We start from the raw sequence: 21,222 nt of genomic DNA, 5'->3' as shown, positions 1-21,222 counted from the left end.
ACAACGGCGGCCCACCGGCGACAGCGGGGCCCGCCCGAACCGTCCCGGAACGCAAAGCGCCCCTCACGCACCCGCCAGAGCCCACTTACCCTTGCTGCCTTCCGGCCCTGGGGGAGTTGGGTGAGATAGCGCCACGTGAGGGGCTGACCCCACCCTAGCGGATGGAGCGCCCCAGAATCGAGCCGGGCACCTCCCCGAACCCCGCTCGGCGATCACGTTCGCGAGCACCCCTCAACGTCTTGTATTGTTTGCGGCGGAGGATTCGCCTAGTGGCCTAGGGCGCACGCTTGGAAAGCGTGTTGGGGGCAACCCCTCACGAGTTCGAATCTCGTATCCTCCGCCAGTGCCTCACCGGGCACTTGAAGGCCCCGACCGGGAAACCGGCCGGGGCCTTCTGCGTTGCCCGGTCCATGGCCTGTCCCGGCGCTGCCCGAACTCCAGACCCTCGAACGGGGCCGCTGCGAGCCGCTCAACGAACCCGTCTGCGCGGCGGGAGCCTGGGTGTGTTGTCCGGGGAGGTTGGTGCCGCGGCTGGCGGGGGTTCGGCCGCCGACGCCCGCGTGGGGTCCTGCGTTCTAGGTTTTTGGCAGGTCATCCCAGATGGGGCCGCCCTCTTCGAAGGCGTGGCCGTCATCATTCGCGATCTGCTGGGCATCTGCCCTACTTCGAATCTCCCGGTGCCAGTGCTCGCTGGTTGTCCAACCAGGAGGCTGCCCGGCTTCGCCTCTTGCGGGAACGGATACCTCGTAGCCGATGCGCCCCGAGCTGCTCCGCACGAGCCGCATGATGGCTCGCGGTAGTCCTCTCTCGTCGCTCATGAAGAAGACGCTAGCCCTGTTCCGGCCTTCTGGCGCGTGGGCCGTGGGACGGTGCACCTCTGCCGGGCATCGGAGGTCGCCGATGAGGCGTGGGTCACATTTCGGGGGGCGGACCTCACAATCCGGGGGCCTGCGTCGCTCGTAGTCCGGAACGCATCCGCGGCGGTGAGAGCCGAGACGACACGCTCTCTCGCGTCACTGAACCCTGAGGAACCAACATGATGCGAAGACTGGCTTCGTTGCCCGGTGGAAGAGTGGGGAAATGGGTCGTCCTCGCCCTCTGGGCGACCTTGCTGATACCGGTCCTGATGCTGGCCGGCCAACTCGGCGACGTCGAGAAGAACGACAATTCGGCTTGGCTGCCCGGTAACGCGGAGTCGACCAAGGTCGTCGCCCGGGCCGAGAACTTCCAGCGTGCCGACACCGTGCCCGCGATCGTGATCTACGACCGGCCCGAGGGCATCACCCCTGCCGACATGGCCGAGGCCCGGGCCGACGTCGACGCCTTCAAGGGCATGGAAGGCGTTGTGGGGCAGCCGCAGGGGCCCTTGAAGGCCCAGGACGGCAAGGCCATCCAGACCGTGGTCCAGCTCCGCAAGGACAAGACGGGCTGGGAGGGGATCGGCAAGAGCGTCGACGCGCTGACCAAGGTCGGCGCCGAGAACGCCAACGGCCTCGGCTTCCACGTCACCGGACCGGCCGGGCACGCGTCCGACTCGATCAAGGCGTTCAGCGGAGGGGGCGCCCTGACCACGATCACCGCATTGGTGGTCGTCGTGATGCTGCTGCTCACCTACCGCAGCCCGTTGCTGCCCCTGCTGCCCCTGCTGACCGTGGGCGTCGCCCTGGTCACGTCGGAGGCGGTGATCTACCTGTTGGCGAAGAACGCCGGACTCGTCGTCAACAAGCAGACCAGTTTCATCCTGACCGTGTTGGTGTTCGGCGCCGCCACCGACTACGCGCTCCTGCTCATCTCGCGGTACCGGGAAGAGCTGCTGCGGCACGAGGACCGGCACGAGGCGATGGCGGAGGCCCTGTACCGCTCCGGTCCCGCGATCATCGCCAGCGCCGCGACCGTCGCGGTCAGCCTGACGCTGCTGACGCTGGCCACCCTCAGCTCCACCCAGGGGCTCGGGCCGGCCTGCGCCGTCGGCATCCTCGTCGGGCTGCTCGCCATGGTCACCCTGATGCCGGCCCTGCTGGTCGTCTGCGGCCGCTGGATCTTCTGGCCGGTGAAGCCGACGTACGGCTCCGCCGAGACGGCGAAGGAAGGCATCTGGACCCGGGTCGGCACCTCGGTCTCCCGCCGACCGCGGATCGTGTGGATCGGCACCACGCTCGTCCTCGGCGTCATGGCGATCGGGATGTTCGGGCTCAAGGCCGACGGACTCTCCAACAAGGACCAGTTCACCGGCACACCGCAGATGGCCGTCGGCGAGAAGATCCAGTCCGAGCACTTCCCGGCCGGGGCGGGCGACCCCGTCCTCGTCGTGGCCAAGGCAGCCTCGGCGGAGCAGGTGCGGACCGCGCTGGCCGGCGTACCGGGAGTCGTCGGCGTCTTGCCGCCGATGGTCAAGGACGGCGAGGCCATCCTGCTCGGGGAGCTCGCGGACGACCCCAGCAGCAAGGCCGCGATACGCACCGTCGAGCGGGCCAGAACCGCGGTCCACGAGGTCGAGGGTGCGGATGCCCAGGTCGGCGGCAGCACGGCGATCATGCTCGACACGCAGAAGGCGGCCGCCCGCGACTCCAGGGTGATCATCCCCATCGTGCTGGTGGTGGTGCTGCTGATCCTCGCGCTGCTGATGCGGGCGATCGTCGCGCCGCTGCTGCTCATGGCGACGGTGGTGCTGTCGTTCGCAGCGGCCATCGGCGTGAGCAGCCTGGTGTTCAACCATGTGTTCGACTTCGCCGGCGCGGAAGCCTCCTTCCCGCTGCTGACGTTCGTGTTCCTGGTCGCCCTGGGCATCGACTACAACATCTTCCTGGTCACCCGCGTACGCGAGGAGGCGCTGCTGCACGGCACCCGGCGCGGCGCGCTGACGGGTCTGTCCACGACCGGGGGCGTGATCACCTCGGCGGGTCTGGTGCTGGCCGGCACCTTCGCGGCGATGGCCTCGCTGCCGCTGGTGTTCGCGGCCGAGCTCGGGTTCGCGGTGGCGTTCGGCGTGCTGCTGGACACCATGATCGTCCGCTCGGTGCTGGTCACCGCGCTGACCGTGGACGTGGGTCGATGGATGTGGTGGCCCAGCAAACTGTTCAGGCAGCACGAGGTCCCCGGGTCGCCGGCGGACAAGCCCGACCTCGAACCCGCGCTCAGCGGCATGTGACCCGAAAGGCCCCGACCGGGAAACCGGGCGGGGCCTTCTGCGCTGCCTGCGGAGCGGCCGGGTCAGAAGAGGTCGGTGAAGAACTGGTAGCTGGTGGGGTCGCCGGGCATCTGCCAGTGGAAGCCCTGGAGGAAGAAGCAGGCGACCAGGTTGCTGACCGCGACGAAGGCCAGGACGGCCAGGGTGACGATGGCCGCCCGCCGCAGGGCGGGGGAGGTCTGTGCGGCGTCCAGGGGCCGGGCCACCTGGGTCAGGACCAGGTTGACGGCGGCGGCGAGGACGGCGACCAGGAAGGTGATGGCGGCCCAGGTGTAGAGGTGCAGGCCGAACAGGGCGCCGGCGTAGCCGGGGTCCGGGGGCACGATGTGCATCAGCACCTGGGCTCCGGAGACGGTGCTGCCGATCAGCGCGGAGACGATGGCGATGCCCCAGCCGGAGGCGAACTCGCCGGTGGTCACCGAACCCTTGCGGGAGCGGGCGATGATCATGGCGGGGCCGAGGGCGCTGAGCAGCATGAACATGCGCTGCAGCAGGCACATGGGGCAGGGGTACTCCCACAGCCCGAACTGGAAGACGTAGGCGCCGCCGATGGTGGCGCACATGCCGAGGACGTAGGCGTGGGCGAACCAGAGGCCGAGGCGGTTCGACAGCCGGGCGGCGGCGACAGGGACGGGGGCGGGGGCGACGGTGGTCATTTTCGGGTCCTCCTCAGAAGCTCAGGTTGAAGGCGCGGTCGAGGTGGGGGAGGAACGCGAGGGTCGTGACGACCAGGGTTCCCGCCCACAGCAGCAGTCGCGCCCTGCGCGACCAGTCGCGCAGCACCGCCCATACGCATATGGAGATCAAGAGGAAGAGGATGGTGTACATGGTGTCCCTGCTTCATCGGAAGGCTCTTGCCTTCACTCTCGGCCGGGTCACCTCGCGCCGGTAGCGCCACCGGATCAATGGATCCATAGGGCCGTTCTATGACCGTCGCGCGATGGCGTACAGGTCCCGGGCGGGACCGGCCAGGCTCTGGCCGGCCGGCCAGACCGCGCGCAGCGAGCGCTCCAGCTCCAGGCCCGCCACCGGGGGCGACTTCAGGGTCCCGGCCGCCAGTTCCGACTCCACCGCGAGCGAGCTGACCACCGCCGGCCCCACCCCCGAGGCCGCCGCCCGCTTGATCGCCGTGGTCGAGGACAGCTCCAGCAGGGCGCTCGGCTCCCAGCCGGGCAGCCGGGCGGCGACGGCCTGCTCGAAGGCCATACGGGTCCCCGAGCCGGGCTCCCGCTGGATGAGCGGCGTACCGGCGAGCTCGTCGAGCGCGACCGCGGTGCGCCGCGCCCACGGGTGGCCCGGGGCCACCACGACGACGAGCCGGTCCCGCGCGACCAGCCGGCTCTGCAGCCCCTTCGGCGCCCGCGGACCCTCGATGAAGCCGATCTCGGCACGGCCCTCCAGGACGGCCTGCGCCACATCGGCCGAGTTCCCGGACTGGAGCGCGATGGCGGTGGCGGGCGCGTGCGTGCGCAGGGCCACCAGCCACTCGGGGAAGAGGTACTCGGCGATGGTCTGGCTCGCGGCCACGTGCAGGTGGGAATGGCGCTGGGCGCGGAGCGTGTCGATGCCCGCGTCCAGTTGCCGGGCCGCCGCCATCACGGTCTGCGCCCACTCGGCGATCAGCGCCCCGGCCTCGGTGGGCCTGGACCCGAGGGTGGTGCGCTCCAGCACGGGCACGCCGACCAGCTTCTCCAGGTAGCGGATCCGGGAGCTGGCCGAGGGCTGGCTGATGCCGTGCGCCTCGGCGGCCCGGCCCATGCTGCCCAGCTCGATGACGCTGAGGAGGAGGTCGAGGGCGGAGAGGTCGGGGACCCGCGGGGAGAGACGCATAGAACGATCCTATGGATCCATCGATCCGTTGGCGCTACCCGCGGCGGCGCGTCCGCCGGAGCGTGGGGTTCGCCTCGGTGATGGGTACCGGCATCGTCGCCAACGCGGCCGCCGCCCTGCCCCTCCGGTTCCCCGGGCTGCGTACCGCCGCCACCGTCGTACGGGCCGTCGCCGCCCTGCTGCTGGCCGCGCTGGCGGTCGCCTGGGCCGTGCAGTGGGTACGGCACCGGGACGCCGTCCGCGGCCACGGCGCCCACCCCGTGATGTCGCCGTTCTACGGCGCCCCTCCGATGGCCCTGATGACCATCGGCGCGGGCACCCTGCTGCTGGGCCGCGACGTCATCGGCCCCGACGCCGCGGTGGCCGTCGACTGGGTGCTGTGGCTGGCCGGTACGGCGCTCGGCCCGCTGGTCGCGTTCACCGTTCCGTACCGCATGATCACCCGTCACCGGATGGCGCCCGACGCGGCGTTCGGCGGCTGGCTGATGCCCGTCGTGCCCCCGATGGTCTCGGCCGCGATGGGCGGCTGCTCATCGCGCACACCCCCGCCGGGCAGCTGCGGCTGACCATGGTCCTGGCCTGGTGGGGCTCCACCTTCCCCGTCGGCACCAGCGTCACCGGAACCACCGGCTTCGCCGTACGCACCGCCCGCGCCGCACTGAGCGGGACCCTCTTCCTGGCCCCCGCAGCGGCCCCCGCCGCCGTCAGGCCGTCCGGGGCAGCAGCGTCCCGCGCAGGAGTCCGCGCAGGGTGAAGCAGGCCGTCACGGCCCAGGCCGCGAGCAGGAACGCGTACAGGGCGACGGTCAGCCAGTCGAAGGCGTGCAGTCCCGTGTGCCGGGCCAGCCCCTCCGCGCCGGTCACGCAGGTGCCGACGGGGAAGGTGAAGGCCCACCACGTCATGGCGAAGCCCATCCCCTGCCGCCGGGCGCGCAGGACGGCCGCGCTCGCGAGCGCGAGCCACAGCAGCGCGAAGCCCGTCACCGGGACCCCGTAGAGCACCGCGAGCATCCCGAACCCCTGCGCGTACGGGTCCTGGACCACGTGGGGCGCCACGTCGGCGAACTTGTTGGCCGCGGTCACGGACTGCCCGAGCGGCCCGAGTACGAGGAACAGCGTCGGCACGAGGAACAGCGGCAGCCGCGGGCCCGTCAGCAGCCGCGTGAAGACGACGGGCAGCATCACCAGCGTCGCCAGCAGGCTCAGCCCGAACATGCCGTAGCAGCCGAGCAGCAGGGCCTCCCGCCACTGCCCGGCCGGCACGTGCGGCAGCAGCAGGGGGCCGAGCGCCGCGGAGACCATGGGCGCGACGATCGGCAGCAGCCAGACGGGTGAGGCGCTGCCGGGCCGCAGGCCGTGCCGGGCGGCCATGAGGTACGGGATCGCGACCGCGGCCCCCAGCCCGACGACCGTGCCGGCCGTGAACAGCACCGTGTCCACGGCGACGGCCGCACGCAGGCCGATCCAGTCCTTGCCGACGAGCATCGTGCCGCCGCCGACCGCCAGCAGGGCCATGGCGAGGCATCCGTAGAACGGGGCCATCGCGGGGTCGAGCAGATGGGCGCGGGCCTGGTCGCGGTGGTGGATCCAGTGCGCGCCGCGGGCGGTGAGCAGCAGGGCGAGCATCACGAGGGACAACGCCCAGAAGAGCAGGCAGAACGTGCGCAGGCCCGGGAAGGACAGCGGCAGGCCGGCGCCCGCGTTGGCGACGATGGCGGTGCCCATCACCGAGGCGTACCAGTTCGGTCCGAGGTGGCGCGCGAAGGCGGCCCTACCGCCCTCCTGGCGTGGCACCGGCTATCCCGTCAGGCGTCCGACATGCTCGGCATCTCGCCCACCGTTGTCGACATGTCGATCACGGCGAAGGCCGCGCCCTGGGGATCCGTCACCGCTGCGAAGCGGCCGAACGGGCTGTCCATCGGGCCGAAGTGCAGCTTGCCCCCGAGGGCCTTGGTCTTCGCGACCGCCTCGTCGCAGTTCGGGACCGCGAAGTAGACCTGGACGTAGGAGGGGATCTGCGGCGGGAACTCGTCGCCCATCTTCATCCGGCCCAGCACCGGGTTGTCCTTGCCGCCCACGCTGAAGACCTTGAAGTCCATGCCCTCCGTCCCGGGGTCGTCGCCGGCCTCCATCTGCTGGGCCCCGTACGGGAAGACCTTCGCCAGGAAGCCGTCCGCCTTGTCGGGCTCCCGGGTGAAGACCTCGGCCCACGCGTACGAGCCCGGCTCGCCCATCTTCTCGAAGCCCTTGTGCTCACCCGGCTGCCAGACGCCGAAGACCGCGCCGCTCGGCTCCTTCGCGATCAGCATCGTGCCGAAGCTGCCCACCTGCATCGGCTCCATCAGGAGCTCACCGCCCGCGGCCTTGACCTTCTCGGCGGTGGCCGCCGCGTCGGGCGAGGCGAAGTACAGGCACCACTGCGAAGGCGCCTCGCCCCCCGGCATCGGCGGGACCACGGCCGCCACGGCCTTGCCGTCGGAGTAGGCCTGCGTGTAGTTGCCGAACTCGGTCGACGCCTCTCCGAAGGTCCAGCCCAGCACGTCGCCGTAGAAGGTCTTGGCGCCCTCCACGTCGGAGAACATCGCGTCCACCCAGCAGGGCGCGCCTTCCTTGAACTCAGCCATGATCGATCGACTCCTGTGTCGTGTGCACATGCCTGTCGTACGTGTCGCACATGTCGTACGTGTCGCTCCCACGCTAGGCGCGCGGTGCGCCGACCGCGCGGGGAGCGCCGCCCCGCGGGACGCTGGAGGCATGGACAAGAAGGACATCACCATCCGGCTGGCCCAGCAGCCGGAGGCCGACGAGCTGCTCGGCCGCAGCCCGCTCGCCGCGCTGGTCGGGATGCTGCTCGACCAGCAGGTGCCGATGGAGTGGGCGTTCTCCGGGCCCTACACGATCGCCCGGCGGCTCGGCGCGGACGACCTCGACGCCCACGCCATCGCCGCGTACGACCCGGAGGCCTTCGCGGCGCTGCTCTCGCAGAAGCCGGCCGTGCACCGCTACCCCGGTTCCATGGCGAAGCGGGTGCAGCAGCTGTGCGCGTACCTGGTGGAGCACTACGACGGGGACGCCGCGGCACTGTGGGCGGACGCCGGTACCGGCGCCGAGTTGCTGGACCGGCTGAAGGCGCTGCCCGGCTTCGGCGAGCAGAAGGCACAGATCTTCCTGGCACTGCTGGGCAAGCGGCTCGGCGTCCGGCCCAAGGGCTGGCGCGAGGCCGCCGGGGGCTACGGACCGGCGAACGTCTACCGCTCGGCGGCCGACATCACGGGTCCCGAGTCGCTGGCCAAGGTGCGGGCGCACAAGCAGGAGATGAAGGCGGCCGCCAAGGCGAAGAAGGCTGCTCAGGGACCGAGTTGACGCACGGAGCGGAGGCCGCGGCCCCGGCGATTGTCAGACCCGGCCCGTAAGATCATTTCCATGACGGAAACGACTGTTGACCTGACCCGCTCGGCGACGGCCGAGACCATCTCCGACGGCCCCGGCAGCCTCATCACCCTGCTCACCGACACCCCCGAACTCACCTGCAACACCGCGACCTTCGAGGCGGGCGCGGCCGGCGCCCCGGTGCACTTCCACACCAAGGCCACCGAGTTCTTCCACGTCACCGAGGGCCGCCTCGACGTGCTCGTCGGGGACGAGATACACACCCTGACGAAGGGCGACTTCCTCTCCGTCCCGCCCGGTGTGAAGCACGCCTTCGCCCCCGCCGCGGACAGCACCGCCGAGGTGCTCGTCGGGTTCACCCCCGGCATGGCGCGCTTCGACTACTACCGCCTGCTGGGCCGGGTGCGCGCGGGCGAGGCCACCGTCCAGGACATCATCGACAGCCAGCCCACCTACGACAACCACTACGCGGAGAGCGACGCCTGGGCCGGGCGCCTGCGCAGCGCCGAGGCGTAGGTCTCGTCGGCGTCGAGCCTGCGCAGCTCCTCCGCGATGAGCTCGGCACTGCTGCGGATCTTCAGGGCCACCTTGCGGTCGGGGCTGCCCGGCAGGACCAGGGTGGCCAGGACCCCGTCCGGGCGGTCCACCCGTATCTCCCCGCCCGGGGTGTCCAGCCGGACCCGCGTGATGACCGGCCCCTCGGTGGCCACCCGGGCCACGGGCACCCCCAGGCGGTCCTCCAGCCAGCGCGCCAGCAGTTCGGCGCTCGCGTTGCCGGGCTCGCTCTCGACCGCCGCGCCCGTCACCGGGAGCGGCCGCTGGTCCAGGGCAGCGGCCAGCAGCGAGCGCCACGGCGTGAGCCGGGTCCAGGCGAGGTCGGTGTCACCGGAGGCGTAGGCCTCGGAGCGCGCGTCGAGGATCGCGACCGGGTCCGGGGCCGCCTCCGCGTCCGTGATCCGGCGCTGCGCGAGCGCCCCGAGCTGGTCGCGCGCAGGGTCCTCGGGGGCGTCGGCCGGCCACCAGGCCACCACCGGCGCGTCGGGCACCAGCAGCGGGAGCACCACCGAGCCCGCCTGCGCGGTGAGCGCCCCGTGCAGGCGCAGGATCACGATCTCCCCGGTCCCTGCGTCCGAGCCGACCCGCAGCTCCGCGTCGAGGCGGGCCTGGCGGAGCCGCCGCGGGCCCCGCGGGGTGCGCTTGATCACCGCGATGATCCGGCACGGGTGCTCGCGCGAGGTCTCGGAGGCCGCGCGGACGGCGTCGTAGGCGTTCTCCTCATCGGTGACCACGACGAGGTTCAGCACGAGCCCCATGGTGGGGCTGCCGATGGCCCGGCGGGCTTCGAGCAGGGCGAGGTTGACCTTGCTGGACGTGGTGTCGGTGAGTTCGGTCCGCATGCGCCGAGTCTGTCAGCGACGCGGCGCCCGCCGTCACCCGGTTGCCGCAATCGTGGAGATTGCTCCTGCGGGACGCGAGTCACCTCCGACGGCGCGCCGTCCCGAAGATCGACCGCGAGATCTCCCGGCCCAGCTGGGTGCCGATCGAGCGGGCCAGCGAGCGGAACAGCCCGCTCCCCACCACCTGCTCCGCCAGCGAGGGGTCCGGCTTCGGCGCGTTGCGCGCGGCCTTCTGCGCCTCCTTCGCCTGCTTCTCCGCCTCGGCAGCGGCCGCGGCCGCCTCCGCCTCGGCCTCCGCGGCGGCCTGCTCGGCGCTGATCTTCTCGTACGCCGACTCCCGGTCGACCGGCTCCGCGTAGCGCGAGTACAGCAGCGAGCCCTTCACCGCGCTGTCCAGGGCGGCCGCGTCGATCGGCCCCATCAGCGACTGCGGCGCGCGCAGTCTGGTCGCCGCGACCGGTGTCGGGGCGCCCTTCTCGCTGAGCACCGTGATCACCGCCTCGCCGGTGCCCAGCTGGGTGAGCAGCTCCTCCAGGTCGTACTCGGAGTTGGGGAAGGTCTTCACGGTGGCCTTCAGCGCCTTCGCGTCGTCCGGGGTGAAGGCGCGCAGCGCGTGCTGCACCCGGTTGCCGAGCTGGGCCAGCACGTCCGCCGGTACGTCCTTCGGGGTCTGGGTGACGAAGAAGACGCCGATGCCCTTGGACCGGATCAGCCGGACGGTCTGGGTGATGGATTCCAGGAAGGCCTTCGAGGCGCCGTTGAAGAGCAGGTGCGCCTCGTCGAAGAAGAAGACGAGCTTGGGCTGCTCCAGGTCGCCGACTTCCGGCAGGTCGGTGTAGAGGTCGGCCAGCAGCCACATGAGGAAGGTGGAGAAGAGCTGCGGTTTGTCCTGGACGGCCGCCAGTTCCAGTACGGAGACCAGTCCGCGCCCGTCCGCGGCCGTCCGGAGGAATTCGCTGGTGTCGAACTCCGGCTCGCCGAAGAATTCGGCGGCGCCCTGCTGCTCGAAGGCGGTCAGCGCCCGCAGGATCACCCCGGCGGTCACCGTGGACAGTCCGCCGATGCCCTTGAGCTCGGCCTTGCCCTTGTCTGAGACGAGGAAGGCGACGACCGCCCGCAGGTCCTTGAGGTCGATGAGCTCCAGACCCTTGGAATCGGCGTAGTGGAAGATCAGTCCGAGGGACTGCTCCTGCGTCTGGTTGAGCTGGAGCACCTTCGACATCAGCACGGGGCCGAAACTGGTGACGGTGGCGCGCAGCGGAATGCCCGGCCCGATTCCGCCCAGCGAATAGAACTCGCTGGGACATCCGGTGGCCTCCCAGTCCTGGGCGACGTCCTTGGCCCGCTCCTCGACCTTCTCGTTGGCCGCGCCCGGCGCCGAGATCCCCGAGACGTCGCCCTTGATGTCCGCGAGGAAGACGGGGACGCCGCCTGCCGACAACTGCTCGGCGATGAGCTGGAGGGTCTTGGTCTTTCCGGTGCCGGTGGCTCCCGCGACCAGCCCGTGGCGGTTGAGCATCGACAGCGGGATGCGGATCTGCCGCTCCGGCAGACAGGCCCCGTCCCAGAGCAGGGCCCCCAGGTCGAGCGCGGGTCCGGTAAAGGCGTACCCGGCGGCGATCTGCCCGGCCGGGTCGGTGCTCTCGCTCATACATCACTCCCGAATTGGCGCTGTTTGCCACTTTTGCACCAACATTGCGAGGCTGCGCCCGCAGGCACCGGCCCGGTAGGCTTTCCGTGTGATCTTCAAGCGCATCGGAAACGGGCGGCCGTACCCCGACCACGGCAGGGAAACCACCCGGCAGTGGGCGGATGTCGCGCCGCGCCCGGTCCGGCTCGACCAGCTGGTGACGACCAAGGGCCAGCTGGACCTCGAGACGCTGCTCGCCGAGGACTCCACCTTCTACGGCGACCTCTTCGCCCACGTCGTCAAGTGGCAGGGCGACCTCTACCTGGAGGACGGGCTGCACCGCGCCGTCCGCGCGGCCCTTCAGCAGCGCCAGGTGCTGCACGCGCGCGTCCTCGAAATGGGCTGACACCGGGCCCCCCGGGCGCCGGTTGCGTCCCGGTTGCGCCTTTCGGGTCAGCCTTGCCCTATCAACAGATGATTCAGTGGGCATCGGGAGCGGGCGGCATTACGCTGCGCTCATGAGCATGCTCACTCCCCCCGGCATGGGCGGAAAGTACCGCGTCACGGGAGCGGCTTACCCCCGCATGGCGCGCCCGCGACGCCGCCGCCGGATCGTCCTCGCCGTGCTCGGATCGCTCCTCGGGCTCGCCCTTCTCGGCTACGGGGCCGTGCAGCTCATCGGCGTGTTCCGCGGTGACGACGGCAAACGGAACGCCTCTGCGGCCGCGAAGGACTGCGCCACCACGGCGCCCAAGGCCGGCTCCGGACCCGCGGCCTCGGCCAAACCGGCCGTCGCGCTCCCCCAGCCGGGCCAGATCACGGTCAACGTCTACAACGCGACCCCGCGCGCGGGCCTCGCCAAGGCGGTCGGCGACGAGCTGAAGAAGCGCGGGTTCACCATCGGCCAGGTCGGCAACGCCCCCGCCGACTTCGACAAGAAGGTGCCGGGCGCCGGGATACTGGTCGGCTCGCCCAAGACCGACCAGGCGGCCTTCTCCGTACTCGGCGTCAATCTGGCCGGGTCCACGCACCAGACCGATGCCCGCGAGACCGCGGACATCGACCTGATCCTCGGCGACGCCTTCAAGGAGCTCACGACGAAGGAGGACGCGGACAAGGCGCTGGCCCTCCTGGCCAACCCCGCGCCCGCGCCCGCCAAGAAGTGCTGAGCCGCCTCGGCTGAGCCGAGGCGGCTGAGCCCCGTCAGCCGAGCCGTCTCCTACGCAGTTACTCCGCGGAGCCGTACATGCGGTCGCCCGCGTCGCCCAGGCCCGGCACGATGTAGCCGTGCTCGTTGAGCCGCTCGTCCACCGCGGCCGTCACCACCGTCACCGGCGTGCCCGCCAGTTCGCGCTCCATGACCTCGACGCCCTCGGGCGCGGCCAGCAGCACCACGGCGGTCACGTCGTCCGCGCCGCGCTTGATCAGCTCCTGGATGGCCGCGACCAGCGTGCCGCCGGTGGCGAGCATCGGGTCCACGACGTAGACCTGGCGGCCCGAGAGGTCCTCCGGCATGCGCGTCGCGTACGTGGAGGCCTCAAGGGTCTCCTCGTTGCGGACCATGCCCAGGAAGCCCACCTCGGCGGTCGGCAGCAGCCGCACCATGCCGTCGAGCATGCCGAGACCGGCGCGCAGGATCGGCACGACCAGCGGGCGCGGGTGGGAGAGCTTGACGCCGGTGGTCGGGCCGACCGGGGTCACGATGTCGGCCTGCTCCGTGCGCACGTCCCGGGTGGCCTCGTACGCGAGCAGGGTCACCAGCTCGTCGGCGAGGCGCCGGAAGGTGGGGGAGTCGGTGCGCTTGTCGCGCAGGGTGGTGAGTTTGTGCGCCACCAAGGGGTGATCGACGACCTGCAAACGCACAACTTCCTCCAAGACTCAGCTGCCGGGTTTCGACCTGCGACCAGCGACCCCGCTACCTGCAAAAACGGCCGCAAACACGCGACCCACACCCAAAAGGCTACGCGCTGTGCCCGCCCCTTCGTGCCCGAAGGGGCGGGCACGCCCGGAAAGCCCTGGAGATGCGACCCGCCCGGGCGCCCAGCAGGCTGGATTGATGAGCAACGGACTGGTGGTCGCGGCCGTCGACGGATCCGAACACAGCCTCAAGGCCCTGGAGTGGGCGAGGGCCGCGGCGCTCCGGCACGGCACCGGGCTGCTCGTCGCGCATGTACTCCCCGACAGCGTCCAGTTGTACGCCGCACGCCGCTCCGCGCTGCACGACGCCTCCGAGCCCGACGAGCTCGCCGACCCGGTGAGCGAGCGCGTCCGGGCCCTGCTCGGCGCGGCCCCCGACGCGCCGGCCGATGTGCGGTACGAGTCGCTGGAGGGTTCCGTCCCGGAAGCGCTGCGGGCCGTCGGCGCCGACGCCCGGATGCTCGTGATGGGCTCCCGGGGCCGCGGCGGGTTCGCCGCCCTGCTGCTCGGCTCGAACAGCCGCGCACTGGCCACCAGCGCCGCCTGCCCGGTGGTGGTGGTCCCGCACGAGGGGCGCACCGTGGAGGCCGCCGCCGAGGCTTCGGCCGGGCGGGTGGTCCTCGGGCTGCACGCCTCGGAGACGCCCGACGACGTACTGGACTTCGCGTTCGCGGAGGCGGCCGCACAGGGGACCACCGTCCAGGTGGTCTCGGCGTACGCCATCCCGCCGGCCCCCACGATGGTCGTCGACGCCCCGTTCGTGGTGATCCCGCCCGAGGGCCTCGCCGACGGCGGGGACGACGGCGTACCGGCCGAGCGGGAGATGCTGCGCTCCCAGACCGAGCGGCTGGCCCCGCTGCGCGCCCGCTACCCGGACGTGCCCGTGGAGCAGGCCGCCGTGCCCGGGGACGCGGCGGGGCGGCTCGTCACCGCCTCCCGGTCGGCGGCACTGGTCGTGGTCGGCCGCCACCATCCGCGCCGACAGGTCCGGTCGCTGCTGATCGGCTCGGTGGCGCACGCGCTGCTCCAGCACGCGCACGGGCCGGTGGCCGTCGTACCCACGCTGCACGAAGACGTGCCCTGACCTGGTCCTGGGTGGCATCAATCGGGCCGTCCGGGGGAAGGTGGGGTGAGGGGGTCTGCTTCGCGCCGGCGGAGGAGGACGACCGGACCAGCCGGGGTGGTGGCCGATGCCCGACACGCAACCGAGTGAAGAGCGCAACCAGTACGAGGCGCCGGAGACAGCGGCGCAGCGCAGAGCGCGGCGCGCGCAGTTCCTCCGCGATCTTTTGGAGGCCCGGGAACTGCGCGACCGGGTGCAGCCCAGACGTGCCCGCGCGGCCCGGATGCGCCAGCAAATGCGGATGCGCACCTTCCGCTGGTGACCGGCGGCCCCGCACCGCCGCGCCGGGGCGCGACACGGCCGCAGCGCAACCGGATCACCGGCGTCCGACGGGCCCCCGAGCGGCCCCCGTACAGCCCGCGGAGCGCACGGCACGGCACGACGCAAGCGCGGAAGACCTCTCGCAAAGCCGCTGTTTCTGCCACGATGCCGATTGGGCGGGGCACGAAACGGCGAGCACGGCGGCCGTTCCACCCCCCAACCTCCGGCCGGGGGGACCTCCAACCGGCACGCCTATGACCAGTGGGAGAGTCACGGTGTATTTCGCCGCACTGCTCGCGCGCACCGAAGACGGGTGGGAAGCGAGCGACATGGAACTCGACGATGTCGAGTCTCTGAGTGATCTGATCGATCTCGCCCGCGCCGCCGCTGTCGACGACGACACGGTGGTCGCCCTCATCGAACAGGAGGACGCCTGGTTCGGCGTCGTCCGTGTGGACGGCGAGGAGGACCCGCGGTACTTCGTCTCCAACGCCTCCGCGGCCTCCCGCAGCTCCTACGGCTCGATGCTGACCGACGAGCTGCTGGGCAGCGACGAGGAGGACGACGAACTCGACGAACTCGACCTCGACGGCACCGAGGACGGCGAGGCCGACCCCATCGCCTCGTTCACGGACGAAGAAGACGACGACGAGGACGAGGAGGCCGGGTCCGGCGCCGAACCCGTACCCGCCGGTCCGCTCGGCGACCCCCGGCTCCTGGACGACCTCGGGGTGAGCCACAAGCAACTGATGACCTTGGACGGGGACGCGCTCTCGGAGATCGCCGAATCGCTCGGCGCCACCGATGTCCTGGAGGCCGTCCGCTAGTGATCGGCACGCAGCACCCCGATCCCGTACGGGACCCGTGGCGGGACTCCATGCGCCTGGCGCTCAAGGAGGCCGCCCGGGCGGCGGCGGCCGGCGACGTGCCGGTCGGCGCCGTCGTGCTCGGCCCGGCCGGGGAACTCCTGGCCACCGGGTACAACGAGCGGGAGGCGACCGGCGACCCGACGGCGCACGCCGAGGTACTGGCGCTGCGCCGGGCAGCCGCCGAGCTCGGGGAATGGAGGCTTCCGGGGTGCACCCTCGTGGTGACCCTGGAGCCGTGCGTGATGTGCGCGGGCGCGCTCGTGCAGTCGCGGGTGGCCCGGGTCGTCTTCGGCGCGGGCGACGAGAAGGCGGGCGCGGCCGGGTCGCTCTGGGACCTCGTACGCGACCGGCGGCTCAACCACCGCCCGGAGGTGATCCGGGGCGTGCTGGAGCAGGAGTGCGCGCGGCAGCTGACGGACTTCTTCCGCGAGCTCTGAGGGTCGCGCCCGATACGGATTTCAGCGCAGGGCGGTCCTTGGGCTAAGCTCTCTCTCGGTAGCGTGTCCGAGCGGCCGAAGGAGCACGCCTCGAAAGCGTGTGATGGTGCAAGCTATCCGTGGGTTCAAATCCCACCGCTACCGCTCTGATCGAGAGCCCCGCCCCGCAAGGGTCGGGGCTCTCGGCGTTTGCGGACGCCCGCGCGCGCCCCCGCGCGTCCCCGGACGTCGCCGCACGTACGCGCGTCCCCGCACGTCCGCGCCCCGTGTCTGCTCTCCGGGGGACATCCGCGTGACCGGCCGCCCCCTCGGCCGTTGACACGGCATGACCAAGACCCAGCGCATGCTCGCCGCCATCGCCCTCGCGGGGGCCGCCGCGGGCCTCGCCGCACCGGCCGCCACGGCCGCACCGATCTCGCCCCTCACCCTCCCGGACCTGCCGTCGGCCCCGGGAATGCCGGCGGGCGCCCAGCCGGCCTCCGTCCAGGAGATCGGCGGACAGCTCAGCAGCGGCCTCAACCAGCTCAACCAGCTGATGGACCTGCCGAACCAGCTCGCGCCCGTGATCGCACCCGTACAGCCCCTCACCGACCTGGCCGGCGGCATCGAATAGCCGAATGCCCCAAGGGGACGGCAGCCGGAAGACGAAGAAGGCCCCGACCGGGGTCGGGACCTTCGACGGTGGGGACGGGGGAAGTGGCATCGGGGGGACAAGCCACTTCCCCCGATGAGGACGGAACCTGCCAGTCCGAGCCGCAGTCAGGGGGGAAGCTTGCGGCTCGGACCCCGCAGTGAGGTCCTGTCCCTCACCCACCGATTTCCTGCCAGAACCGGTGGGCTCATCACCAATCCTGCGCCTTCCCGGACCCCGGCCCCACCGGCAAAGGGCCTGGAGTGCCGGGTCATTGGTCCTTAAAGGACAGGTGAGGGTTCAAACACGACCGGTTAGACTCACCCGACTTTGCAGGACCGGTTGGGGAGGCCGACACCGCACGTGGACACCAAGAAGATCATCACGGGCGCCCTCGTCGTGTTCGTTCTCTTCGTCATCATCACCCAACCCGTCAAAGCCGCCGATATGGTGCAAATAGGCTTCCAAGGGATTTCGGACGCCGCCAACGGCATCGGCGAGTTCATGACCGAACTGGTGCGCTGAACCCGTACGCTGAAGCGGCTTCCGGACTTCCCGGCCCCCCACTCCGACGGGTGGGGGGCTTTTTGCATTCCCACCCTTAGGGCGCGATGCCCCTATATGCCCAACTTGCCCTCAACACGGCGATATACGGTGCTTGCACACAGTGCACATGTCTTGTGATGCTATGACCGCTTTTGACGGATGGTTGACGACTTGAAGGGGTGGCGTGACAGTGCCGGCCAGTACTGCGCCTCAGGTGCCACCCCAGCAGGACCCTCAGCAGGGGACCCACGCCCCGCACGGCTCTCACGACTCCCAGGTGCCGCCCCAGCTGGAGTCCCGCCCTGACGCCCGCCCTGACGCCCGCCCTGACGCCCGCCCTGACGCCCGCCCTGACGCCCGCCCGGAGTCGCCCCAGGAGCCCGCCGAGGAGCCCCCGCCCGCCCCCCGGCCGCAGAGCCGGGGCGCGGACACCCGGGCCCTCACCCAGGTGCTCTTCGGGCAGCTGAAGGGCCTGCAACCGGGCACCAGCGAGCACACCCGGGTGCGCGGGGCCCTCATCGAGGCGAACCTCCCGCTCGTCCGGTACGCGGCCGCCCGCTTCCGCAGCCGCAACGAGCCGATGGAGGACGTGGTCCAGGTCGGCACCATCGGCCTGATCAACGCCATCGACCGCTTCGACCCGGAGCGCGGCGTGCAGTTCCCGACCTTCGCGATGCCCACGGTCGTCGGCGAGATCAAACGGTACTTCCGGGACAACGTCCGCACCGTCCACGTCCCGCGCCGCCTCCACGAGCTGTGGGTACAGGTCAACGCGGCCACCGAGGACCTCACGACCCTCCACGGGCGCACCCCGACCACCCCGGAGATCGCCGAGCGGCTGCGGATCACCGAGGACGAGGTCCTCTCCTGCATCGAGGCCGGCCGGAGCTACCACGCAACCTCGCTGGAGGCCGCCCAGGAGGGCGATGGACTCCCCGGGCTGCTGGACCGCCTCGGGTACGAGGATCCCGCGCTCGCCGGGGTCGAGCACCGCGACCTCGTACGGCATCTCCTCGTACAACTGCCCGAGCGCGAACAGCGGATCCTGCTCCTGCGGTACTACAACAATCTGACGCAATCGCAGATCAGCGCGGAGCTCGGCGTCTCACAGATGCACGTGTCCCGGCTCCTCGCCCGGAGTTTCGCCCGATTGAGATCCGCAAACAGGATCGAGGCGTAACCGGAACGAGTGGTGATCATCCACGCGATTCCAGACAGAACGGGCTGATCCCCTCCTGAGGCCTTCTGTCGCTGGAGATATATGTCGACTTGGCGCTACAGCGTGTTGCCGACATGTGACATTCTGCTGGAACCGCGTTTGCCGCAGCCCCGCCTCCGGTATTCAGGTGGAGGCTGCGTTCCTCCGACGGGCGCGCCGTACGCGACCGTCCGCGACCTCAAGGGGGTGGCATGTCCGTAGACCAGGGCAGCTCCAAGGTGCTCACGCTCGTCAAGAGCGCGGCGCCCACAGCGCCGGCAGCGCCCGTAGCGACTGACCGCTCGGAAGCCATCGACACCCGCACCCTCTCCCGCTCCCTCTTCCAGCGACTTGCCGCCCTGGACGCGGACAGCCCCGACCGGGCGTACGTACGCGACACGCTGATCGAACTGAACCTGCCCCTCGTGCGGTACGCCGCGGCCCGCTTCCGCAGCCGCAACGAGCCGATGGAGGACATCGTCCAGGTCGGCACGATCGGCCTGATCAAGGCCATCGACCGCTTCGACTGCGAACGCGGCGTGGAGTTCCCGACGTTCGCGATGCCCACGGTCGTCGGCGAGATCAAACGGTTCTTCCGGGACACCTCCTGGTCCGTCCGCGTCCCGCGGCGCCTCCAGGAGCTGCGCCTCGCCCTCACCAAGGCCAGTGACGAGCTGGCCCAGAAGCTGGACCGCTCGCCGACCGTGCCGGAGCTCGCAGCCGTGCTCGGGGTCTCCGAGGAGGACGTCGTCGACGGCCTCGCCGTGGGCAACGCCTACACCGCCTCCTCGCTCGACTCGCCCTCCCCCGAGGACGAGGGCGGCGAGGGCTCGCTCGCGGACCGCCTCGGGTACGAGGACACCGCGCTCGAAGGCGTCGAGTACCGCGAGTCGCTGAAGCCGCTGCTGGCCAAACTCCCGCCCCGGGAACGGCAGATCATCATGCTCCGGTTCTTCGCGAACATGACGCAGTCGCAGATCGGCGAAGAGGTCGGCATCTCCCAGATGCACGTCTCCCGACTGCTCACCCGCACACTGGCGCAACTCCGCGTCGGCCTGATCGGCGAGTAACCGCGCACAGCGGCTTCCTAATTGACGGTCCGTCAGTGAAACTGCCGGGATGCGAAAGGCATCCCGTGCGGCCGCCCTCCTGACCCTGTGCGCCACGGCTGCCGCCGCCCTCACCGGCTGCGGCGGCCCGGCGCGCGACGGCTACCTGGCCGTGGGCGCCGCGGCCCCCGGCCCCGAACGGAGCCCGGGGGAGAACGTCGCCCCACAGGGCCGGGTCGAGTTCCAGCCGCTCGGAGGCGCGCCCGCGACGGGCTCGTCCAGCGCTTCCACCAGTACGTCGACCACGACTCCGGGGTCCGAGCCCCCCGGCGGCTCCGCCCAGGGTGGAGCGACGTCCACCGCCCCCGGCGGCTCCGCGGCACCGCCCGCCGCCGCCCCCGGGGCCGGGCCGACCACCAGGCCACCCGGCACCCCCACCGCGCCGACGAGCCCGGGCGCGGGCTCGGGATCGTCGCAGCCCGGCACCACGCCGCCGGCCACCCCGGCGAAGCTGTCGCTGAGCACGCCGACCCGCGCCCCGGCGGCCGACCGCTGGTGCGAGCAGGTGACGGTGGCGTTCACCAACACCGGGTCCACGGCGGCGCGTTCCGGCACGGTCGCCTTCGCGACGCACATCATCGGCGCCCTCGGCATCGACTGGGCCACGATCACGACGACCCAGCCCCTGCCCGGGCCGATCGCGGGCGGCGCCACGAAGACGCAGACCTACACGGTCTGCGTGGAGTCCTGGCGCGTCCCGCTCGGCATGCACGTGGAGACACAGAAGGTCACGGCCACCTGGAGCTGAGCTCCGGGGAGCCGAGCCCGGGGAGCCGAGCCCCGGGAGGCCGAGCCCCGGGCGGCCGAGCCCCGGGCAGCCGAGCCCCGGGCGGCCGAGCCCTGCGGCCCTGAGTGCCCGAGCGGCGCCGGCCGGGCCTCAGCCCAGCGCCAGCCAGGCCGCCGCGCCGGCGACGAGCACCAGGGCGAGGGTCAGCCCGAGCCACAGGCCCGTCTTCGAGCCGGACTTGCGCTGCCCGCGCTGCTGCATGCGGGACCCGGGCACCGTCGGCACCGGCGGGGCAGCCTCGGGCTCCTCGACGAACGCCCTGAACATCTGAGTGCTGCCCGCGGGGTCGTAGTCACCCTCGGGGGCCTGTGAGTTGTGGTTCGCAGCCATGCGCAGGACCCTAGCCGGTTTTCCGATTCCTTTACCGCCCCACCCCCCGATTCATTTGCCTGTAACAACCATCTGCTCCTATGGTTGCCCGAAGCAACAAGCTGAGGAGGGGCTGCCGGTGCCCACGGACACGGACACGACGGTCACGGAAACGACGGACGGGGAAACGGCCACCCGCTACGCGGAGCTGGCCCGCCAGCTCACCGGAATCGGCTCGGTCAACCGCGACCTCGCCCGCATCCTGCCCCCGGACTGCCCGCCCGGCGCGGCCGTCGTCCTCACCCTCCTCGGCCGCCACGGCGAGATGCGGCTCAGCCGCCTCGCCGCGTTCATGGCCATCGACATCTCCGTGACCAGCCGCCACGTCGCCCAGGTCGCCGAGCGCGGCTGGATCGCCCGCGAGGCCGACCCCGGCGACGGCCGCTGCCGCATCCTGCGGCTCACCCCGGCCGGCCGGGCGCTCCTCGCCGACCTCGGCGCGCGCTACACCGGCGCGCTGGAGAAGGCCCTGGCCGACTGGTCCGCGCAGGACATCGACGTACTCACCACCCTGCTGGCCCGACTCCGATCGAGCTTCTAGA

25 protein-coding genes, 2 tRNA genes and 1 other RNA gene are annotated in these 21,222 nt (G+C 71.4%); 18 read left to right on the top strand and 10 right to left on the bottom strand.

What is annotated here, in order from left to right; genetic code table 11:
- Positions 1–49: 49 nt before the first annotated feature.
- Positions 50–148: signal recognition particle sRNA small type (gene ffs / locus ACZ7GJ_RS19830), an RNA gene on the bottom strand.
- A 107-nt stretch (positions 149–255) separates the two neighbouring features.
- Between ffs and ACZ7GJ_RS19825 the strand changes: the two genes are divergently transcribed.
- Positions 256–343 (top strand) — tRNA-Ser (locus ACZ7GJ_RS19825).
- Between the two features lie 693 nt (positions 344–1,036).
- Positions 1,037–3,148, top strand: a complete 2,112-nt coding sequence (locus ACZ7GJ_RS19820; protein WP_470753297.1) for an MMPL family transporter — start codon at positions 1,037–1,039, stop codon at positions 3,146–3,148.
- Positions 3,149–3,210: 62 nt separating this feature from the next.
- Here ACZ7GJ_RS19820 and ACZ7GJ_RS19815 read toward each other — a convergent pair whose 3' ends face one another.
- The 3 genes from ACZ7GJ_RS19815 to ACZ7GJ_RS19805 all read right to left on the bottom strand — a co-directional run bounded on the left by ACZ7GJ_RS19815 (position 3,211) and on the right by ACZ7GJ_RS19805 (position 5,017).
- Positions 3,211–3,843 carry a disulfide bond formation protein B gene (locus ACZ7GJ_RS19815; protein WP_470753296.1) on the bottom strand — a complete coding sequence of 211 codons (633 nt, stop codon included), beginning with the start codon at positions 3,841–3,843 and terminating at the stop codon, positions 3,211–3,213.
- Positions 3,844–3,856: 13 nt separating this feature from the next.
- Positions 3,857–4,015 carry a hypothetical protein gene (locus ACZ7GJ_RS19810; RefSeq protein WP_470753294.1) on the bottom strand — a complete coding sequence of 53 codons (159 nt, stop codon included), beginning with the start codon at positions 4,013–4,015 and terminating at the stop codon, positions 3,857–3,859.
- A 96-nt stretch (positions 4,016–4,111) separates the two neighbouring features.
- The gene (locus tag ACZ7GJ_RS19805; protein ID WP_470753292.1) at positions 4,112–5,017 is read right to left on the bottom strand and encodes a LysR family transcriptional regulator; all 906 of its coding nucleotides are present in this window, start codon (positions 5,015–5,017) and stop codon (positions 4,112–4,114) included.
- An 11-nt stretch (positions 5,018–5,028) separates the two neighbouring features.
- On the opposite strand from ACZ7GJ_RS19805, the gene ACZ7GJ_RS19800 reads away from it, so the two are divergent.
- Positions 5,029–5,583, top strand: coding sequence for an SLAC1 family transporter (locus ACZ7GJ_RS19800; protein ID WP_470753290.1), 555 nt, complete (start codon positions 5,029–5,031; stop codon positions 5,581–5,583).
- Between the two features lie 138 nt (positions 5,584–5,721).
- Here the strand turns inward: ACZ7GJ_RS19800 and ACZ7GJ_RS19795 are convergent, their stop codons facing one another.
- A complete protein-coding gene (locus tag ACZ7GJ_RS19795) occupies positions 5,722–6,810 on the bottom strand; it encodes a TDT family transporter (RefSeq protein ID WP_470753289.1) in 1,089 nt (362 codons plus the stop codon).
- Between the two features lie 11 nt (positions 6,811–6,821).
- Complete coding sequence (locus ACZ7GJ_RS19790; protein WP_470753288.1) at positions 6,822–7,640, bottom strand: VOC family protein; 819 nt, start codon at positions 7,638–7,640, stop codon at positions 6,822–6,824.
- Between the two features lie 130 nt (positions 7,641–7,770).
- Here ACZ7GJ_RS19790 and ACZ7GJ_RS19785 point away from each other — a divergent pair, with 130 nt between their 5' ends.
- Positions 7,771–8,379 carry an HhH-GPD-type base excision DNA repair protein gene (locus ACZ7GJ_RS19785; protein ID WP_470753286.1) on the top strand — a complete coding sequence of 203 codons (609 nt, stop codon included), beginning with the start codon at positions 7,771–7,773 and terminating at the stop codon, positions 8,377–8,379.
- A gap of 60 nt (positions 8,380–8,439) precedes the next feature.
- Entirely contained in the window at positions 8,440–8,922 is a 483-nt protein-coding gene (locus ACZ7GJ_RS19780; protein WP_470753284.1) for a cupin domain-containing protein, read from the top strand.
- Here the strand turns inward: ACZ7GJ_RS19780 and opcA are convergent.
- Together opcA and ACZ7GJ_RS19770 are read right to left on the bottom strand one after the other, a co-directional pair.
- Positions 8,871–9,803, bottom strand: coding sequence for a glucose-6-phosphate dehydrogenase assembly protein OpcA (gene opcA, locus ACZ7GJ_RS19775; protein WP_470753282.1), 933 nt, complete (start codon positions 9,801–9,803; stop codon positions 8,871–8,873). The two genes, ACZ7GJ_RS19780 and opcA, sit on opposite strands and share 52 nt — an antisense overlap.
- A 79-nt stretch (positions 9,804–9,882) precedes the next feature.
- Positions 9,883–11,454, bottom strand: a complete 1,572-nt coding sequence (locus tag ACZ7GJ_RS19770; protein WP_470753281.1) for a helicase HerA-like domain-containing protein — start codon at positions 11,452–11,454, stop codon at positions 9,883–9,885.
- Positions 11,455–11,542: 88 nt separating this feature from the next.
- On the opposite strand from ACZ7GJ_RS19770, the gene ACZ7GJ_RS19765 reads away from it, so the two are divergent.
- Both ACZ7GJ_RS19765 and ACZ7GJ_RS19760 read left to right on the top strand, forming a co-directional pair.
- Positions 11,543–11,839 carry a type II toxin-antitoxin system VapB family antitoxin gene (locus tag ACZ7GJ_RS19765; protein ID WP_365924426.1) on the top strand — a complete coding sequence of 99 codons (297 nt, stop codon included), beginning with the start codon at positions 11,543–11,545 and terminating at the stop codon, positions 11,837–11,839.
- A gap of 112 nt (positions 11,840–11,951) precedes the next feature.
- Entirely contained in the window at positions 11,952–12,602 is a 651-nt protein-coding gene (locus tag ACZ7GJ_RS19760) for a LytR C-terminal domain-containing protein (protein WP_470753279.1), read from the top strand.
- Between the two features lie 58 nt (positions 12,603–12,660).
- Here ACZ7GJ_RS19760 and upp read toward each other — a convergent pair whose 3' ends face one another.
- On the bottom strand, positions 12,661–13,296 hold the full coding sequence (upp, locus tag ACZ7GJ_RS19755; RefSeq protein WP_267033738.1) for a uracil phosphoribosyltransferase: 636 nt from the start codon (positions 13,294–13,296) through the stop codon (positions 12,661–12,663).
- A 193-nt stretch (positions 13,297–13,489) separates the two neighbouring features.
- Here upp and ACZ7GJ_RS19750 point away from each other — a divergent pair, with 193 nt between their 5' ends.
- From ACZ7GJ_RS19750 to ACZ7GJ_RS19705, 10 genes are all read left to right on the top strand, one after another.
- The gene (locus tag ACZ7GJ_RS19750) at positions 13,490–14,434 is read left to right on the top strand and encodes a universal stress protein (protein WP_470753277.1); all 945 of its coding nucleotides are present in this window, start codon (positions 13,490–13,492) and stop codon (positions 14,432–14,434) included.
- A gap of 106 nt (positions 14,435–14,540) precedes the next feature.
- Positions 14,541–14,735, top strand: a complete 195-nt coding sequence (locus tag ACZ7GJ_RS19745) for a hypothetical protein (protein ID WP_470753276.1) — start codon at positions 14,541–14,543, stop codon at positions 14,733–14,735.
- Positions 14,736–15,009: 274 nt separating this feature from the next.
- Positions 15,010–15,561 carry a tRNA adenosine deaminase-associated protein gene (locus ACZ7GJ_RS19740; RefSeq protein WP_393817855.1) on the top strand — a complete coding sequence of 184 codons (552 nt, stop codon included), beginning with the start codon at positions 15,010–15,012 and terminating at the stop codon, positions 15,559–15,561.
- Positions 15,562–15,611: 50 nt separating this feature from the next.
- Complete coding sequence (gene tadA, locus ACZ7GJ_RS19735) at positions 15,612–16,040, top strand: tRNA adenosine(34) deaminase TadA (protein WP_470753366.1); 429 nt, start codon at positions 15,612–15,614, stop codon at positions 16,038–16,040.
- 57 nt (positions 16,041–16,097) lie between these two features.
- Positions 16,098–16,184, top strand: a tRNA-Ser gene (locus ACZ7GJ_RS19730).
- 181 nt (positions 16,185–16,365) lie between these two features.
- Entirely contained in the window at positions 16,366–16,653 is a 288-nt protein-coding gene (locus ACZ7GJ_RS19725; protein ID WP_470753275.1) for a hypothetical protein, read from the top strand.
- A gap of 381 nt (positions 16,654–17,034) precedes the next feature.
- A complete protein-coding gene (locus ACZ7GJ_RS19720) occupies positions 17,035–17,196 on the top strand; it encodes a hypothetical protein (RefSeq protein ID WP_365924412.1) in 162 nt (53 codons plus the stop codon).
- Between the two features lie 235 nt (positions 17,197–17,431).
- Positions 17,432–18,397, top strand: a complete 966-nt coding sequence (locus ACZ7GJ_RS19715; protein ID WP_470753272.1) for an RNA polymerase sigma factor SigF — start codon at positions 17,432–17,434, stop codon at positions 18,395–18,397.
- A 230-nt stretch (positions 18,398–18,627) separates the two neighbouring features.
- Positions 18,628–19,485 carry an RNA polymerase sigma factor SigF gene (locus tag ACZ7GJ_RS19710; RefSeq protein ID WP_470753271.1) on the top strand — a complete coding sequence of 286 codons (858 nt, stop codon included), beginning with the start codon at positions 18,628–18,630 and terminating at the stop codon, positions 19,483–19,485.
- Positions 19,486–19,534: 49 nt separating this feature from the next.
- The gene (locus tag ACZ7GJ_RS19705) at positions 19,535–20,272 is read left to right on the top strand and encodes a hypothetical protein (protein WP_470753270.1); all 738 of its coding nucleotides are present in this window, start codon (positions 19,535–19,537) and stop codon (positions 20,270–20,272) included.
- Between the two features lie 129 nt (positions 20,273–20,401).
- Here the strand turns inward: ACZ7GJ_RS19705 and ACZ7GJ_RS19700 are convergent, their stop codons facing one another.
- Positions 20,402–20,641 (bottom strand): hypothetical protein, encoded by a 240-nt coding sequence (locus ACZ7GJ_RS19700; RefSeq protein WP_470753269.1) that lies wholly within the window; start codon positions 20,639–20,641, stop codon positions 20,402–20,404.
- A gap of 118 nt (positions 20,642–20,759) precedes the next feature.
- On the opposite strand from ACZ7GJ_RS19700, the gene ACZ7GJ_RS19695 reads away from it, so the two are divergent.
- A complete protein-coding gene (locus ACZ7GJ_RS19695) occupies positions 20,760–21,221 on the top strand; it encodes a MarR family winged helix-turn-helix transcriptional regulator (protein ID WP_470753267.1) in 462 nt (153 codons plus the stop codon).
- Position 21,222 lies beyond the last annotated feature (1 nt).

Source organism: Streptomyces sp. NPDC037242, assembly GCF_055604165.1.
The sequence above is the reverse complement of the archived record's forward strand: the minus strand, read 5'-3'. Positions and strand labels throughout refer to the sequence as shown.